This is a genomic window from Serratia sp. BNK-23 (assembly GCF_047456145.1).
Taxonomy (GTDB): Bacteria; Pseudomonadota; Gammaproteobacteria; order Enterobacterales; family Enterobacteriaceae; genus Serratia; species Serratia nematodiphila.
In genome coordinates, this window is the sequence record NZ_CP179900.1 from 1,584,226 (window position 1) to 1,599,528 (window position 15,303).

The window sequence follows — 15,303 nt, forward strand, 5'->3', positions numbered from 1 at the left end:
TCGATAACAACATAACTAACCTATCCGTTGCCTTTTATCCCCCCAAAGACATTGCTAATCGAGATCTATCTACCCCCCCTCCACAACCCCGGCAACAGCGCCAACGTTTCATCAATCAGCGCCCGCCTGTCATTGCCCGGCTTCCAGATGGTCACCATGGTTTGGCTGATCCCCTGGCTGCCCACTTCGGTGCGCAGCGTGTTGACGTTTTTCCACCGTTCGGCATGCATATGCGTCGGCAGGAATCCCCAGCCGCAGCCCTGTTCGAGCAGGGCGCGCAGCATCTCCAGCTCGTTGGTAAACATTGTATGCCCGGAAATTTGCAGGCGGCGCGCCACCGGTTCGTCAGAATCCGGGTGCATAATTACCTGCGGCGTGAGCGAGAGTTCCAGCAGCGAAAGCGGCTGTTCCGCGCCGGGGAAAAGCGTTTTAGCGGCGTAAAAATCCATCTCTATCGCCCCTAAGGCGCGCCACTCCATGGAGTCGCCCACGCTGCGATGGCGCGCCTGGCAGATGCCCAGATCGGCCTGGCCGTTTGCCAGCAGGCTTTCCGCTTCGTCGCGTGAGGCGTTAATCAGGCTCAGGCGCGTGTTGCGTTGGGCCATAGCGGCAATCAGCGCTTGCAGCAATGCACGGGGCGTGAAGGGATCGTAGACCAGCGAGATTTCCTGCGCCGCGCTCTTGGGCACGTCTTTGGCAAACGCCTCAAACGCTTTCACCTGGCGCATCAGCAGGTGTGCCTGGCGCTGCATCTGTTCGCCCTCCGGCGTCAGGTGCAGGCTGCGCCCCTCGCGCAGGAACAGCGCATAGCCCAAGCCATCCTCGAGAAAATCAATCAAATCGCGCAGCGTCGTGCGGTCTTTGCCCAGCTTGAGAGCGGCTTTCGCCAGGCTGCCGTGCTCGGCCACGGCGGTGAAGGCTTCCAGTTGGGCAAAGGAATAAATCAGGCTCGGCACGCGGTTCCTCCGTCGATTTTGCGGGGGATTTTCCCCCATCAGGCGTTTTTTATTATAGGCCGCGTTTTTTTAAGCTGAACGCCTTCCTGAGCTAAGCGAGAAAAAATATGAAAAGCAAAGTGTTTAACCGCAGCCTGCTGGCGGGCGTTGTCATCAGTCTCTGCAGCGGCCTGTTGGCGCCCGCCGCGCTGGCCGCCTGTGCGGGAACCGAACTTAGCGCCTGTCCCGCACCTTTCGATGCGCAATTGCCGGACACGCACAAGATGCTCACCTGGAGCCAGAGCGACCGGGTGATCGGTTTTCGTAACGACTACCGCAACTATGCCGGGGATGTGTTTCACCACGGCGACGCCGCGCCGTTGCCGGCTGCCGCTAAACAGTTAACCGACGCCAGCTATCGGGTGAATGGCAAAACCTACCACCTGCAGGATTACCTGCAGCGCCAGAACGTCAGCGGCATGCTGGTATTGAAAGACGGCAAAATCGCCTGGAAATATCTGGGGCAGGGCAATACCGACGCCACGCTGTGGACGTCGCGCTCGGTGGGCAAATCGGTGGTCGCCACGCTGGTGGGCGTGGCGATTAAACAGGGCAAGATCCGCTCGCTCGACGATCTCATCACGCAATACGAACCCGATCTGAAAGGCACCGCGTGGGACGGCGTGACCCTCAGGCAGCTGATCACCCACACCTCCGGCGTGGCGTGGAATGAGGATTACACCAACCCGAAATCGGACTTCGCGCAGCTGACCGAGTGTGAAGCCAAACCCGGCACCTACGCCTGCGTGCGCAAGCTGGTGGCCGGTCTGCAGCGTGCTCATCCGGCTGGGCAGAACTGGTCTTACTCCTCCGGCGGCGCGTGGCTGCTGGGCGATGTGCTGGAGCGCGCCACCGGCATGCCGCTGGCGGCCTATCTGGAACAAAGCATCTGGCAGCCGTACGGCATGGCCAGCGACGGCGTGTGGCATGCCTACGCCAAAGGCCGGCACGACGTGGGCGCGCACGGGTTCAACGCCACGCTGGAAGACTGGGGGCGCTTCGGTGAGTTCATTCTGCATAACGGGACGTTGCCGAACGGCAAACAGATCTTGCCGGAAGATTGGGTAGCCCAGTCGGCCAACTGGACGCTGGCGGCGGGCTCGGTGTCGGCGGCGCATCCCAACGGCATTTACGGCTACCAGTGGTGGAACAACGAAGTGCCGGTGAATGCGACTAACGTAGAACCCGCTCCGCAGGCCTCCCTCAAGCATTCCCTGTGGGCGCTGGGGATCTTCGGCCAGATGATTATGGTCAATCAGGCGGAGAATCTGGTGATCGTCCAGTGGTCCACCTGGCCGCAGGCGGAGCCTTCTTTCGACGCACAACCGCTGGAGGCCTCGCTGATGTTTAGCGCGATAGCGAAGGAACTGCGTTAACCCTCGGTAGCGAGCAGGGGCGGATGGCGGTTGCCATTCAGCCCCTGTTTCTGTCCTTAACATTATCAATCTTTGCCATACCAGGATTTAAAATACTTCAGGAAACTGTAGGCCACGGCATAAAACCCAGTGACGGCGCCGACTTTGCCTTCCTTCCATGCGCCGCTCAGGACATACCATTTGAAAAATGCGCCGATCGCGCTAACGACGCCACGAAATATCGAGGGCCTAATGTTTCTGTATTTCACTACCCTTGTCGTATAGCTATTGAGCTTGTTGAATATTTCATGGAGAGAGTAAAAGGTATCGTGCTTAACATTGCCGGGAATGACCGACGTGTGAATATAGCCTTCAGCGGCATCATCTACCGGAGCATCATTGAACCTGACCTGCGTTCTATTGAACAGCCGAACGGGGTAGTCCGGTGAGGAGATGGGATAAATCGTTCTGACTGGCTGTCCGAGAACAAACCAATTCCTTTTAATTCTAAAGGCTTGCTGTGGCGGTGGGTTTTCCTGCGCTTTGAATTTTAAAATGGACGCTATGGTTTCGGCATCAAGAATTTCGTCGCTGTCCAGGCACAACACCCAATCATGGTGAGATTGAGAAATCGCAAAGTTCATTTGCCGTCCGTGAGTCTCGAAACGATGATAAATAGGGCTTATTCCAAAGCTTTGGCAAATAGACAGCGTTTTATCCGTACTGCCGGAGTCCACCACAATCCACTCATCCGCAATGCCCATGAGTGGAGAAAGCACCTCGTGTAATAAACGAGAGGAGTTAAAAGTCAGTATACAAACAGCTATCTTTGCCATTAACTAACATCCTTAAAAATCGCGAGCAGGTGAGTGCGTGATGTTTTCTCTGGAATGGAAATTGCGATTCTCTTCTTATCCCTTATCAACCTCAGAAAATGCTTAACCCCGCCGGTCAAACCGATAAACCAGCGCCAGCGCCAACGCCAGGAGCAAAAGCGGCGGGGCGAGGGCGGTGAAGGGCGCGTTGAGGGCGAACAGCAACCCCAGGTTGAGAACGATCTGGTAAGCGATGTAGGTCAGCAGCCCGATGATGACGCCAAGCGCTAGCCGGCTGCCCATGCCGGGGGCGCGCGGGGCGGTGAAGGTAAACGGGATGGCCAGCAAAATCATCGCCAGCACCAGCAGGGGCTGGCCGAGTTTTTTCCACAGCGCCAGGCGGTATTCGGTGCTGGGTTGCCCCGAGCCTTGCAGGTAATCGATATAGCGATCCAGCTGTTGGAGCGAGAAACTGCCCGCCGGCAGGGTCAGCTCTTTCAGGCTCGGCACGGCGAACAGTGAGCGCCAGAGCAGGCTGTCTTGTCGCGCAATCGTCTCCTTTCTGCCTTGCCAGCTTTTCTGCATCACGTTGTGCAGCAGCCAGCTGCCGTCGGCGGCGGTGCTGGCGCTGTCGGCGTAAATGTAAGACTCCAGCGCGCGGTTGGCTTGATAACGGAAGATCTCAATGCCGTGGGGCTGGTCGTTCTCATCGACGGTCTTCACTGTCACAAACTCGTTGCCGCGCCGCGCCCACAGCGGGTTAACGGTAACGTCGTTATTATTCGACTGCGCCAGGGCGTTATTCTTCATTTGCAGCGCGCGTTGCTGCAGCGGCGAGGCGGCCCATTCATCGAGGGCGCCGAGCGAGAGGTTCATCAGCAGCCCGGCGGCGAGCATCACCAGCGCGATGCGGAATATCGACATCCCGGCGGAACGGATCGCCGTCAGCTCCAGGCTTTTGGAGAGCTGCCCCAGCCCGACGATGCCGCCGAGCAGCGCGATAAACGGCCCCAGATCGACCAAGCTGCGCGGCAGGGTCATCACGGTCACCAGCAGCGCCTGCTGCCAGCGGTAGCCGCCTGGGGTCACGTCCTCCAGCTCGTTGATCAGCGTAAAGGTGGTGAACAGCGGGATGAGCAGCCCGGCCGCGGCGGCGAAGCCGATGAACACGTTGCGGATCAGATAGCGGCTAAAAAGGGTCATCGGGAGGGTTTCCGCAGCAGGGAGAGGTCGCGCGCCAGCAGCAGGGCGATACCGACAGCCATCGCTATCGGCACCAGCCAAACGCCGGGGATCGTCGGCAGAGAGCCGTTGGCCACCAGCGTGCGGCAAATGTTGCCGCCATAGAAAATCACGGTAAACAGAACCGTGAGGGGCAGCAGCGCGGCGTAGCGCCCCTGCCGCGGCTTGATGCGGCTAAAGGGGATCGCCAGCAGCACCATCAGTACGGTGGTCAGCCCGCGGCTCTCGCGCCATTGCAGTTCGGCGGCGTCGCCCGGATCGGCGGAGCGCGCCAGTTCCGCCGGCGAGGCCGACTTGTGCCGGCTCTCGGCGCTGGGCACGAACGGTTTGAGCGCGATGTCGAAGTTGTCGTAGTTCTGCCCGTTGTCGTCGGCGCCCTCACGATCCAGCACATAGGCGGTGCCGGTTTTCAGCCGCACGGCGGGGCTGGCGGGGGAGGCGTCGAGCACCTCCACCGACTGCGCGCGGTACAGGTTGGTGTGATGGCCGCCGCGCACATAAATCAGGGCGTCCGTCAGGTGGTTGGCCGTTTTGTCGACGTGACTGGCGAGGATCATGCGGCCGTTGCCGCTGACGTTGAATTTGTCGGCCTGCAGGTGGCTCACGTCCAGCACCGATTGCGACTGTTGCTGCAGCTGATAAATATTGGCATACGCCCAGGGCCTGCCATACAGCGACAGCAGCGTGACCGCTATCGCCAGCGGCACGGCGAGTATCAGCACCGCCTTGTACAGCCGCAGCGGGCTGGCGCCGGCGGCCAGCATGGCGGTGATCTCCGCATCGCTGTACATCTGGCTCAGCGCGACCGCCACCGAGACATACAGCGCGACGGGCAATATCATCTCCAGCGCGATCAGCGACTTATAGAAAACCACGTCGGCCACCACCCGCAGCGCCAGCGTGCCGTTGGCGGCGTCGGTCAGGTAGCGCTGGGCGGAGTAGCTGGCGAACATGAAGATCAGAAACCCGGCGATCATCATCACCAGGCGGCGGATCTCAACCGTGATATAGCGTTCAATCAAAGACATGCGTTATCGGTTCCCGGCGGCGTGCGCTTCATGGCGTCTCCTGCGCGATCAGCGCGCGCAGCAGGGCGATCACCTGGTCAACTTCTTGCGGGGTGAGTGCGCCGTCCTTCGCCCACTGCACGCGCCCGGCCTTGTCCAGCACTACGATGGTGGAGCTCTCCTCCGGCAGCCGCCAGGCCATGCGCCCCAGCCCGTCGCTGTCGACGATGAATTGCGCCCAAGGGTAATGCCGCTTGTTTTTCTCGATCTTGCCGCGCACGAAGAAGCCGGAGCCCGGTATCGCGTCGTCGGTGTTGACGATGGTGGTCGGCTGGAAGCGATCGCCCGGCAGGTTCGCGTCCTTAACGGCGTTGATCAGCAGCGAGTTCTTCTTTTTGGCGGAGGTGCGCCCGGCGATGTACTGGATCACCCGCACCTTGCCCGCCAGTTTTGCGCTGTTCCACGGCCGGTAGCTGAAATCGCCGTTGCGCAGCAGCAGCTCGCCGCGATCGGCGATGGCGATCGGCGCCACCGGCCGGCCATGCACGAAGTTATGTGCAGATGCCGTCAGCGGCGACAGCAGCAGCGCAAGGGTAAGCAAGCGACGTAACGTCATCATGGCTCCGTGCAACCCGCTTATCTGCCCGCCGCGATGGCCGGCTGGGAAAACGACAGCGGAAAACGCGCCAGCAGCAGCTCCAGGCGCTGGCGGATGTCGATATCCAGGATCGCCGGCCGATCATAGATATCGCCGCCGGCCAGCTTGTCCGCCACCATCACGTCATGCCGGTCGCCCATCAGGCCGTTAATCGCCGCCAGGAAGCGCGAGATCTGCCGGGCCTCGCGGTTGTCGGGATCGATCGATCTCAGCGTGTCGTAGAACGAGACCTGGCGGCTGACGATTTTGCGCACGTCATGGAACTGATGCCCGGTCAGCGACGGGCCGGCGATCAGCGTTTGCAGCTGGCGCATTTGCTCCTGGCGGTAGGTGATAAAGCCCTGTGCGCTTTCCAGCCGGGTGTGGCGCAGCGCATAGCGCACGTAAGACCACACCGGCTTGCTGAGCAGCAGCCGCAGCAGGTTGCCGTAAAGCGTCAGGTTCTTCTGGTTGCCGTTGCGAAACGCGTCCTGAAAATGGCCGAGCACCACGGTGGTGGTGTGGAACAGGCGGTTGGCGCGGTGCGGGGCGCCGTACAGCTGCTGGGCGAAGCGCAGGTGCTTATAGCGGGCGCGGATATATTTGTAGCGCATGCGGGTAGCCGCCGCCAACTGCGGGTCTTGCAGGAAACCGTTCACCAATTGCAGCAGCTCGCGGCGGGAAAAGCCGTCTTCCCAAAACTGCAGGCACAGCGCGTAGTTGTCCCGAATGCTCTCGGGGGAGCATTCCAGATCAATCTGCTGCGGCAGGCTGATATTCGCCTCAACCAGGTCGTCCTCTTCCACCGCGACAAACAGCGCCTGGGTGGTTTCGGCTGAGAACTTTTTCCAATTATTGCTAGCGGTCATTGATTACTCTCTTTGGGCACATTCAGCCCCAACATAAAGCGATTGCGGTAGGCGCCGATCGTCGGTATCAGGGATAACAGAACGTCTAAACATTGCCCAAGTAAATAAGCGAAGGCGGCGCCCTGCACGCCGAAGGCATACGCCATCGACACCAGCAGCGCAATGTAGGCCGCCGAGGCCGTCGCCTGCGCGATCAGGAAGGCGCGCTGTTTGCCCGCCATAAACAGTAAGGATTCCTGCGGGAAGCCCATCATCGAGACGATGATCGCGCCCAGCATGATTTGAATCAGGTCATAGGCTTCCAGGTATTGCTGCCCGAATACCGCGGAAATAAGCGGCTTGCCCACCAGCAACATCAACACCGCAACGGCCAGGCCGATGCCGCCGGCCAGCAGCGAAGAGCGCAGGCCGAGCAGCCACGGGGTCTTGGTGCGCGGATCCAGGCGCATGATCTCGGGATAGAAGCTTTTCTCCAGCAGCTTGGCCGGGGTGCCCGTCGCATCGAAGAAGGTCATGGCGATCTTGAACAGCCCGGCGGCGGCCGGGCCGAGCACCACGCCCACCAGCACGGTGGTGCAGGAGTTGCGGGCGGCCCAGATGGTATGGGCGATGTTGGTGGTCCAGACGAAGTTCCAGGCGCCCTCGATGCGGCGCGCGACGTTGAACAGGCGCGGCCTCAGCGCGCCATGGATATCGCGGCGGCGCAGCTCGCGCGCGGTGAACCACCAAAACAGCGTGCCGCCGATCAGGTTAGAGGCGTACCAGGTGACGATAAAGCCGGGGAACCCCAGATCGAAATAATAGGAGATGACGCTGCCCACCGCCTGCAGGAACGGTTTGATCGCCTGCTGGATGGCGATTAAATCGAAGCGGTTGAAGGCGCGCAGCACGCCGGTCGGCGTGGACGAGGTCATCGATGGGATCAGGGTGCAGTACAGCATGGCGAGCCAGAAACTTTCGCTGTCCAGCCCCAGAGCGTGAGACAAGAACGGCAGCATGATCATGCCGCCCAGCACGGCGATGACGCCGCTGGCGATATCCAGGCCGAAGGAGAAGGCGACGACGTCGCGGAAGCGCCCGGTATTTTGATGCTCCAGTGCCGGAGTGCCAAATTGCACCACAAACTGCCAGGTCTGGAATTTGATGAAATCGCTGACCGCTTTGGTATAGGCCTGAATCACCACCAGCACGCCGAACATTTCAGGCGACATGCCTTTACCGGCGCAGGAGAGCGCCAGCAGGCCGAGCAGCGCGCTGGCGACGCTGCCGGAGCCCAGGTAGGCGGCATTACGTAAAATGGAACGAAACGCGCCGTCGGAAAACCACCGTTTCATAGCCCAAACCAGCCGTTATCGTTGTTTTGCTGCATTTTGTGTTCCGCAGTCATGCGTTTGCCCTGTATTCGTTTAATAAACCTGAGTTTCTTTACCGGCGCTCTCGCCGGGTTGCCCGAGATCACTCTGTGGGCGCTTCGCGGGGTTCACCACGGCGGAAATGGCGTTGAGCGCATTGCTCAGCACCTCGTCGTAAGGGGCTCTGGCGTCCAGCTCGATGATGCGCGAGCCGTTGTATTGCAGGCGCACCATGGCGGCGATCTTGTCTTTCAGCTCTTCGTAACTGTGATCGGGCTTGCGGGAAAAGGCCGTATCGACGTCGATATCAAGGCGAATGATCAGCTCCGGCCGATAGACGGCCATGCGTTGATATAAACGGCGTTCGCGCGCCGCCAGGCGGCTTAATAGCCACCCTTTTGCGCGTTCCACGCCGATGCCGGGCCCATCGTAGTAAAAACCTGAGATTTCCGCCTGCGGGTAGCGATCGCTGATCACCAGAACGCCGCTCTGCGCCAACCGCCGCACCTTGCGCAGGTTGGATGCGCGCCACAGCGAAAAGCCGTACATGATCAGCGCCGCCCACAGCGCCGGCGGCCTGTTGCTCATGCGCTGGGTTTTGTCGGATTTGGCCGCCAGGCGCCGTTCCAGCCACACGCCGATGAACGGTAAACGCTTGATTTTGTCGCCATCTTCGCCGGAGATCAGCCCCAAATAGCGCCGCTCCGTGGGGCGATGTTGCTGCAGGTTTTTCACCAGGTCGGCGGTCAGCGTGGACTTGCCCGTGCCGTCGCTGCCCACCACGGCAATCAGCCCGGTGATGCAGGTGGGAGAGGTATCCTGTTCGGCGGTGAGTTTATTTTTTTTCATCTGTTTCGGTACGGAAAGGTTATTTGTCGGCTAGGCATTGGCGGCCCTCAGCGATATTTTAACGGCGCGCAGCGATGCGTCGAAAATACGGTCGGCCGGTTCGCGGCCGTCTAAATCCAATATGTTAGCGCCGTTAAACGTTAGGTGCGGGATGACGGCGATCTTTTCACGCAACGCCGCCAGCGAGTGATCGGGTTTGCGTGAATAGGCCGTTTGTTCGTCAATATCCAGCCGAATTAATAATAAGGGCTGATAAGACGCCATCCATTGGTACAGGTTTTGTTCGCGCTTTCTCAGCCAGCGGATCCAGCGATTGCCGCCGGCGGTTTTCGCCAGCTGCGGGCCATCGAAACGAAACCCCGCCACTTCGGCTTGCGGATAACGATCGGTGATCAGTAATGCGCCGCTGCGGCTTTTCTTCAGCATGCGACGGAATTTATAAACGCGCCAATAGGAGAGTAAAAATATCACCAGCGCCGTGGCATTATCCGGCGGTGTGGAAGGGCGCTCATGCACGCGTTCCGATTTCTTCAGCAAATAACGCCCGAAGGGCGCGCCAATAATCGGCAGCGAACTGATCCATTCGCCAATACGCCCGGAAGACTGGCCGAGATACAGCAGTTCGGCAGGTTCTTGTGCCGATAAAGCGTTGACCAGGCTGGCGGCTAACGTGGATTTTCCCGAGCCGTCACAGCCGGTTATCGCTATTACGCGCACGGGCGAGCGATCAGATGAAGGTCTTATCTGCTGACTCACAATAATTGATCCAATGCGAAAAAAACTATTGTATTCCAATACGCCTTGGGTTCAAGATATTTATTGTGCTTTGCTGCGATAAAATAATGAGATCGGTATTCCTTTTCGTTATTTGAATTGATATTCATGGCGTTTGTTCTTGTTATTTTGTGCTAATTGTTCGTGCGTGGGCTGGTTTCGCTTTTTATGTTAATTCTCGGCATGGCTCACGGCGAAAAAAGAGCAGAGGTTTTCAATTTTCGCTTAATCTTTTGTGCTTTTTGGCGCTGCGTATGGCAAATTTTTTTTCACGCAGCCACCGCGGCAATGATAAGCGATCGTTCGCTTCAAATATGGCACGCCGTTTCTGGTGTATTGAAAGAGAGTCTTATTATGAGTGCAAAATTTCCGCCGCTGATTGCGGTTATCGGCAGCGACGGATCGGGTAAGTCCACCGTTTGTGAACATCTGATCGAGTATGTGAAACATTATGGCCCGGCGGTGCAGGTGCATCTGGGCAAACAGGCGGGCAATGTCGGGCGCGCGGCGGCGAAATTGCCGCTGCTCGGGCGCTCGGTGGGCAAGGCTATCGAGAGCAATACCAAAAAAGTCAAAACGAAAAAATCCCGGATCGGCCTGTTGCCGTCGGCGGTGATCATCGCTTTCGTGGGGCGGCGGCTGCTGCGTTTTCGCCGCATGCTGGCGTATCGCCGGCAAGGGTTCATCGTGTTGACCGACCGTTTTCCGCAGGCGCAGATCCCTGGCGCTTACGACGGCACGGTTTTTCCCGTCGACGTTGAAGGCAGCCGTTTCGTCCGTTGGCTGGCGGCGCGTGAACGGGCGGCGTTTCAATGGATGGCGGGGCAAAAACCGGATCTGGTGCTCAAGCTGAATGTCAGTCTGGACGTGGCCTGCGCGCGCAAACCCGATCACCGCAAAGCGGCGCTGGAGAAGAAGATCGCCGTCACGCCGCTATTGACGTTCGAAGGCGCCGACATCGTGGATCTCGATGCCGATCGGCCGATCGAGGAGGTGCTTTCGGCGGCGGAAAAAGCCATCGCGGAATTTATGGCGGCGCAGGGGTATCGCTATTCGGCTGATGGGGTATCAACGGCTGCGCACTGAGGTGCGCATCGGTTCGGCAGGGCGGCGTGGCCATTTTCGGCACCGCCGCCGCGGCCGAGAAGGAAAGACTTTATTTTTTCAGCGCCGCAAAGGCGCGCACGATGGTGTCGATTTCTTCATCGCTGTGCGCGGCATTGACGCTGCAGCGCAGCAGGGTCACGCCCGCCGGCGCGGCCGGTGGCAGCACCAGGTTCACATAGACGCCGTGGGCGATCAGCTCGCGCCAGAAACGCAACCCTTCTTCCTTTGAACCGATCATCACCGGCACCACCGGGCTGATGCGCGGCCCCAGGGTATAGCCCAGCTCGGCGAGGCCGTGGTACAGGCGGTGCGCATTGCTCCACAGTTTTTCCCGCAGCTCGGGATGGCGGGCGATTTTTTGCAGCGCCGTGCGCACCGAAGCGATGCTGGACGGCGACGGCGAAGCGGTAAAGATATACGGCCGGCTGCTGTAGCGCAGCACGTCCATCCCCTTGCCGCCGACGGCGAAGCCGCCGATCGAAGCCAGGCTTTTGCTGAAGGTGCCCAGGATGATATCCACGTCTTGCTCGACGCCCAGCGCTTCGGCCAGGCCGCGGCCGTGCTCGCCCATCACGCCGAAGGAGTGCGCTTCGTCGACCAGCAGATACCCGCCCAATCGCCGCTTGATGTCGACGATTTCCACCAGCGGGGCGACGTCGCCCAGCATGCTGTAGATGCCTTCCACGATAATGATCGCCTCGCGGGCGCGTTCGCCCAGGCGCACCATGCGGCGCTCCAGATCGGCGGCGTCATTGTGGCGGAAGCGAATAATTTCCGCGCCGCCGAGGGCGCAGGCGTCGTAAATGCTCGCGTGGCTGTCCGCGTCGATCAGCACCACGGCACCCGGCCCCGCCAGCGTGCTGATGACGCCCAGGTTGGCGGTATAGCCGGTGGAGAACACGATGGCGCTCGGGCGATCGAAGAATTCCGCCAGCTCCCGTTCCAGCGTCAGGTGCGATCCGTAACTGCCGTTCGCCATGCGCGAGCCGGTGGTGCCGGTGCCGAGCGCGGCCAGAGCCGCCTGGCCGGCGGCGATCGCCTGCGCATCGAACGTCAGGCCAAGGTAATTATTGGTGCCGGCGAGGACAATCTTTTGATCGCCGATGCGCCCTTGGGTGGCGGAATACACTTCGTCGATACAGGTGCCGAACGGATTCAGACCGGACGTTTGAAATTGTTCACGGTCATTGGCGAGCCGCGCAAACTTATCATACAGTCCCATGGTTTTTCTCCAGATAAGGGCGCAGCGCGTCAAGCAGTTGCTCAGGCGTTCTGACATCAAGCAATATATTGATAGGAATGGAGATATCTAATTCATCTTCCAGCATCATCAGCAGATCCAAGACTCTGATGGATTCCAGGCCAAGATCATTGACGAGATCGCTATCAGGTTTTATTTCCACTCCGCCTTCGACGATACCTTGCAAACACGTCAGGATATAATCCATTACAGCATCGCGATTTAGCATAAGAACGTTGACACACCTCTACTTGGAATAATTAAAACAGCCCTTCACGCAGCGCGCGTTCCAAACTCACCTGTGGAAACCAATTAATCTGTTGCGACAGCGCCTGATTACTGGCGGACCAGTCGCGATGCGTTAATTCGCGTATTTTGCTGCGCGTCAGCATCGGCTCTTTTTTTACCAGGCGGTTCCACACCACGCTGATATCCGCCAGGGCTTTCAGCAGCGGCAGCGGAATGCCCACCAGCCGCACCGGCCCGTGACGCACGGCGGCGCCGATGTCCCGCAGGCGCAGCCAGTTATAGCCTTCGGCCACGCCGTCGCACAGTTCGTAAATATTTGGCTGCGCGGGTTCGGTTTGCACCCATTGGCTGACCGCCTTTGCCAAATCGCTCACGTGCAGAAAAGAGAGCCTGGCGTCAGGCGCGCCCAGCCGGGGCAGCACGCCGCGCAGCAGGCCGTTGAACAGCGGTTTCAGCTCTTTATCGCCGGGCCCGTAAACCGCCGTCGGGCGGAAAATCCCCAGCGCGATATCGCCCGTGGCGGCGATGAGTTGCTGCTCGGCGGCCTGTTTTGAATGGGCGTACCAGGACAGCGCCGGATGGCGGGCCGCCAGCGACGACATGAACAAGAAGCGATTGCAGCGGCCGTTCTGTTTGGCCGCCTGCATCAAATTCAGGCTGCCGGTGACGTTGCAGCGGGTGAACACCGCTTCCGCATGCCCGCGCACCTGGCCCGCACAATGCACGACGCACTCCGCGCCGCGCACCAGTTCGGTGAGCGAGGGCCGATCTTCCAGCGCGCCGGGGATCCACTGCAGGTTGTCTGCGGCGGCTTTTCCGGCTTGCCGCGTCAGGGCGCGCACGCTAAACCCTTGCGCCAGCAGTTCCTGGACGATGTGCCGGCCGATAAAGCCGGTCGCGCCCGTCACTGCCACGGTGCCGCTCATTGCGCGAAACCGGCCAGCTGCGGCATTTGCGGGTAGAGCGAAGCGCTCAGCCAGCGTTTCTTGGCCTCCGCGCGTGCGGGTTTACCCGACGACGTGCGGGGAATGCTGTGCGGCGGCAGCAGCTCGATGTCCACCGCGATGCCGAACTCGCTTTGAATGCGCGCGCTCAGCGAATGCACGATTTGTTCACGGCGTTCTTCCGAACTGACTCGACACTGGATCTGCAAAATGATCCTGGCCGCTTCGTCGTGTTCTTCGGTCACGAAGGCAATCGCATCGCCGGAACGGATTTCCGGTTCGGATTCCGCGACGTACTCAATATCCTGCGGCCAGATATTGCGGCCGCGAATAATGATCAAATCCTTCTTGCGGCCGGTGACGTACAGATAGCCGTCCAGCAGATAGCCGAGATCGCCGGTGTCCATCCAGCCGGTCACTTGGATCTGCTGCTGGGACTCATCGTCGCAGAAATAGCCGTTCATCAGGCTGGGGCCGGAAATCGTGATATGGCCGACCTGACGTTCCGGCAGCGGTTGCCCGGTTTCGCTGCGGATCTCGATGCGGTGGCCGGGCAGCGCACGGCCGCAGTTGACGAAGGTCGAGACGGCGCGGGTCTTCTTGCCCGGCGCGACCGCTTTACCCTCGTATTCCAAAATATCGCGGTCGACCTCGTTGGTTTGCGGGCCGGAGCAAGGGTCGGAAAAACTCACCGCCAGGGTGTTCTCGGCCAGGCCATAGCACGGCATGAAGGCTTTGCTGTCGAAGTTGATGCTGCTGAAGTGTTCGCCAAACTGGGCGAGCAGCTCGGCCGGGATCGGCTCGGCGCCCACGCCCGCAACCCGCCAGCTGGAAAGATCCAGATCGGCCAGCTCTTTGGCGTTGCTGCGGCGCAGACACAGATCGTAGCCGAACGGCGGGGCGACGGACACCGTGCCGCGATTCTTGGCGATCAGTTTCAGCCACTGCATCGGGCGCATGGCGAAATCTTGCGTGCGCAGGTAGTCGACGGACAGCTGGGTCGCCACCGGCGTAAGCAGGAAACCGACCAGGCCCATATCGTGATAGAAGGGCAGCCACGAAACGCAGCGGTCGCCGGCGCGCAACTTGATCCCGTCGCGACTGATCGCGTTCAGGTTCGCCATGGCCGCCCGCTGGGTAATGATCACGCCGCGCGGAAAGCGGGTGCTGCCCGAGGTGTATTGGAGATAGGCGATATCGTCGGGCGAAGGCGCCGGCAACGCGATTTCCGGTTCTGGCAAGGCGTTAAAGTCTGCGTCGCTGAGGATGTGCATCGCCGAAGAGTTTTCCGTGGCCGACGAGATGAGCGGTGTCCACTCTTCGCTGCTGATGATCGCCGCAGGGTTGCAGCTGGCGATCAACCCTTTCAGTTTGGCGGTGTAGGAGTCGCGCTGGCCAACGCCCATCGGGATCGCCAACGGCACCGCCACCAGGCCGGCATATTGGCAAGCGAAAAAGGCTTCGACGAAGCCCGGGCTGGTTTCGGCGATAAGCGCCACGCGATCGCCTTTCTTGAGCTTCAGGGACAATAAACGCCGCGCGCCCGCGATCGCTTTTTGCTGCAGCGTGCGATAGTCGAGAACGGTCACGAGTTGATTGCGACGGTCGTAAAAATTCATTCCCGTATTACCGAGTGCCGCGTAATCCAACGCGTCCACTAACGTGGGGAAGTCCGCATAGCGCATGGGAAGAGAATGAACGGAACTTGTTTCAGACATAGACAAACTTAGCCATAGATTAAAAATCACCAAAAGAGAGAAATCACTCTTGGCGAGGTAATTGATGTTTTACTATGAATAGGTTTTGAATAAGTTTGTTATTCAACCATCTTCATTCCGCGAACAGCGTATATTGCCGTGCTCGAGCGG

General features: G+C 59.7%; 15 protein-coding genes. 2 read left to right on the top strand and 13 right to left on the bottom strand.

Annotated features, from left to right (window positions below; all coding sequences use genetic code 11):
- Positions 1-65: 65 nt before the first annotated feature.
- The gene (locus ACMGF9_RS07435; protein ID WP_118891864.1) at positions 66-956 is read right to left on the bottom strand and encodes a LysR family transcriptional regulator; all 891 of its coding nucleotides are present in this window, start codon (positions 954-956) and stop codon (positions 66-68) included.
- Between the two features lie 107 nt (positions 957-1,063).
- On the opposite strand from ACMGF9_RS07435, the gene ACMGF9_RS07440 reads away from it, so the two are divergent.
- A complete protein-coding gene (locus ACMGF9_RS07440; protein WP_118911616.1) occupies positions 1,064-2,371 on the top strand; it encodes a serine hydrolase domain-containing protein in 1,308 nt (435 codons plus the stop codon).
- A 65-nt stretch (positions 2,372-2,436) separates the two neighbouring features.
- Here ACMGF9_RS07440 and ACMGF9_RS07445 read toward each other — a convergent pair whose 3' ends face one another.
- The 8 genes from ACMGF9_RS07445 to ACMGF9_RS07480 all read right to left on the bottom strand — a co-directional run bounded on the left by ACMGF9_RS07445 (position 2,437) and on the right by ACMGF9_RS07480 (position 9,877).
- Positions 2,437-3,186: a glycosyltransferase family 2 protein gene (locus tag ACMGF9_RS07445; protein ID WP_414160177.1), complete on the bottom strand. Its 750-nt coding sequence runs from the start codon at positions 3,184-3,186 to the stop codon at positions 2,437-2,439.
- Between the two features lie 102 nt (positions 3,187-3,288).
- On the bottom strand, positions 3,289-4,368 hold the full coding sequence (gene lptG / locus ACMGF9_RS07450) for an LPS export ABC transporter permease LptG (protein ID WP_004935566.1): 1,080 nt from the start codon (positions 4,366-4,368) through the stop codon (positions 3,289-3,291).
- Positions 4,365-5,435 (bottom strand): LPS export ABC transporter permease LptF, encoded by a 1,071-nt coding sequence (gene lptF / locus ACMGF9_RS07455; RefSeq protein ID WP_131164934.1) that lies wholly within the window; start codon positions 5,433-5,435, stop codon positions 4,365-4,367. Before lptF ends, lptG begins: the two co-directional genes overlap by 4 nt.
- Before the next feature lie 28 nt (positions 5,436-5,463).
- Positions 5,464-6,030, bottom strand: coding sequence for a YtfJ family protein (locus tag ACMGF9_RS07460; RefSeq protein ID WP_015378488.1), 567 nt, complete (start codon positions 6,028-6,030; stop codon positions 5,464-5,466).
- A 20-nt stretch (positions 6,031-6,050) separates the two neighbouring features.
- Complete coding sequence (locus ACMGF9_RS07465) at positions 6,051-6,920, bottom strand: hypothetical protein (protein ID WP_015378487.1); 870 nt, start codon at positions 6,918-6,920, stop codon at positions 6,051-6,053.
- Entirely contained in the window at positions 6,917-8,254 is a 1,338-nt protein-coding gene (locus ACMGF9_RS07470) for a lipopolysaccharide biosynthesis protein (protein ID WP_004935553.1), read from the bottom strand. Before ACMGF9_RS07470 ends, ACMGF9_RS07465 begins: the two co-directional genes overlap by 4 nt.
- Positions 8,255-8,326: 72 nt before the next feature.
- Positions 8,327-9,121, bottom strand: a complete 795-nt coding sequence (locus ACMGF9_RS07475) for a hypothetical protein (RefSeq protein WP_021505887.1) — start codon at positions 9,119-9,121, stop codon at positions 8,327-8,329.
- 30 nt (positions 9,122-9,151) lie between these two features.
- Positions 9,152-9,877: a lipoprotein gene (locus tag ACMGF9_RS07480; protein ID WP_033632594.1), complete on the bottom strand. Its 726-nt coding sequence runs from the start codon at positions 9,875-9,877 to the stop codon at positions 9,152-9,154.
- A 372-nt stretch (positions 9,878-10,249) separates the two neighbouring features.
- Between ACMGF9_RS07480 and ACMGF9_RS07485 the strand changes: the two genes are divergently transcribed.
- Entirely contained in the window at positions 10,250-10,981 is a 732-nt protein-coding gene (locus ACMGF9_RS07485) for an ATP-binding protein (RefSeq protein ID WP_015378484.1), read from the top strand.
- A gap of 70 nt (positions 10,982-11,051) precedes the next feature.
- Here ACMGF9_RS07485 and spt read toward each other — a convergent pair whose 3' ends face one another.
- Genes spt through ACMGF9_RS07505 form a run of 4 tightly spaced genes read right to left on the bottom strand, consistent with a single transcriptional unit; the run spans position 11,052 to position 15,153 of the window.
- Positions 11,052-12,224, bottom strand: coding sequence for a serine palmitoyltransferase (spt, locus tag ACMGF9_RS07490; protein ID WP_004935542.1), 1,173 nt, complete (start codon positions 12,222-12,224; stop codon positions 11,052-11,054).
- Positions 12,211-12,471 carry an acyl carrier protein gene (locus ACMGF9_RS07495; RefSeq protein ID WP_015378483.1) on the bottom strand — a complete coding sequence of 87 codons (261 nt, stop codon included), beginning with the start codon at positions 12,469-12,471 and terminating at the stop codon, positions 12,211-12,213. Before ACMGF9_RS07495 ends, spt begins: the two co-directional genes overlap by 14 nt.
- 31 nt (positions 12,472-12,502) lie before the next feature.
- Positions 12,503-13,417: an NAD-dependent epimerase/dehydratase family protein gene (locus tag ACMGF9_RS07500; protein WP_004935535.1), complete on the bottom strand. Its 915-nt coding sequence runs from the start codon at positions 13,415-13,417 to the stop codon at positions 12,503-12,505.
- Entirely contained in the window at positions 13,414-15,153 is a 1,740-nt protein-coding gene (locus tag ACMGF9_RS07505; protein ID WP_075686272.1) for a fatty acyl-AMP ligase, read from the bottom strand. The genes ACMGF9_RS07500 and ACMGF9_RS07505 overlap by 4 nt, the downstream gene beginning before the upstream one ends.
- Positions 15,154-15,303: the final 150 nt, after the last annotated feature.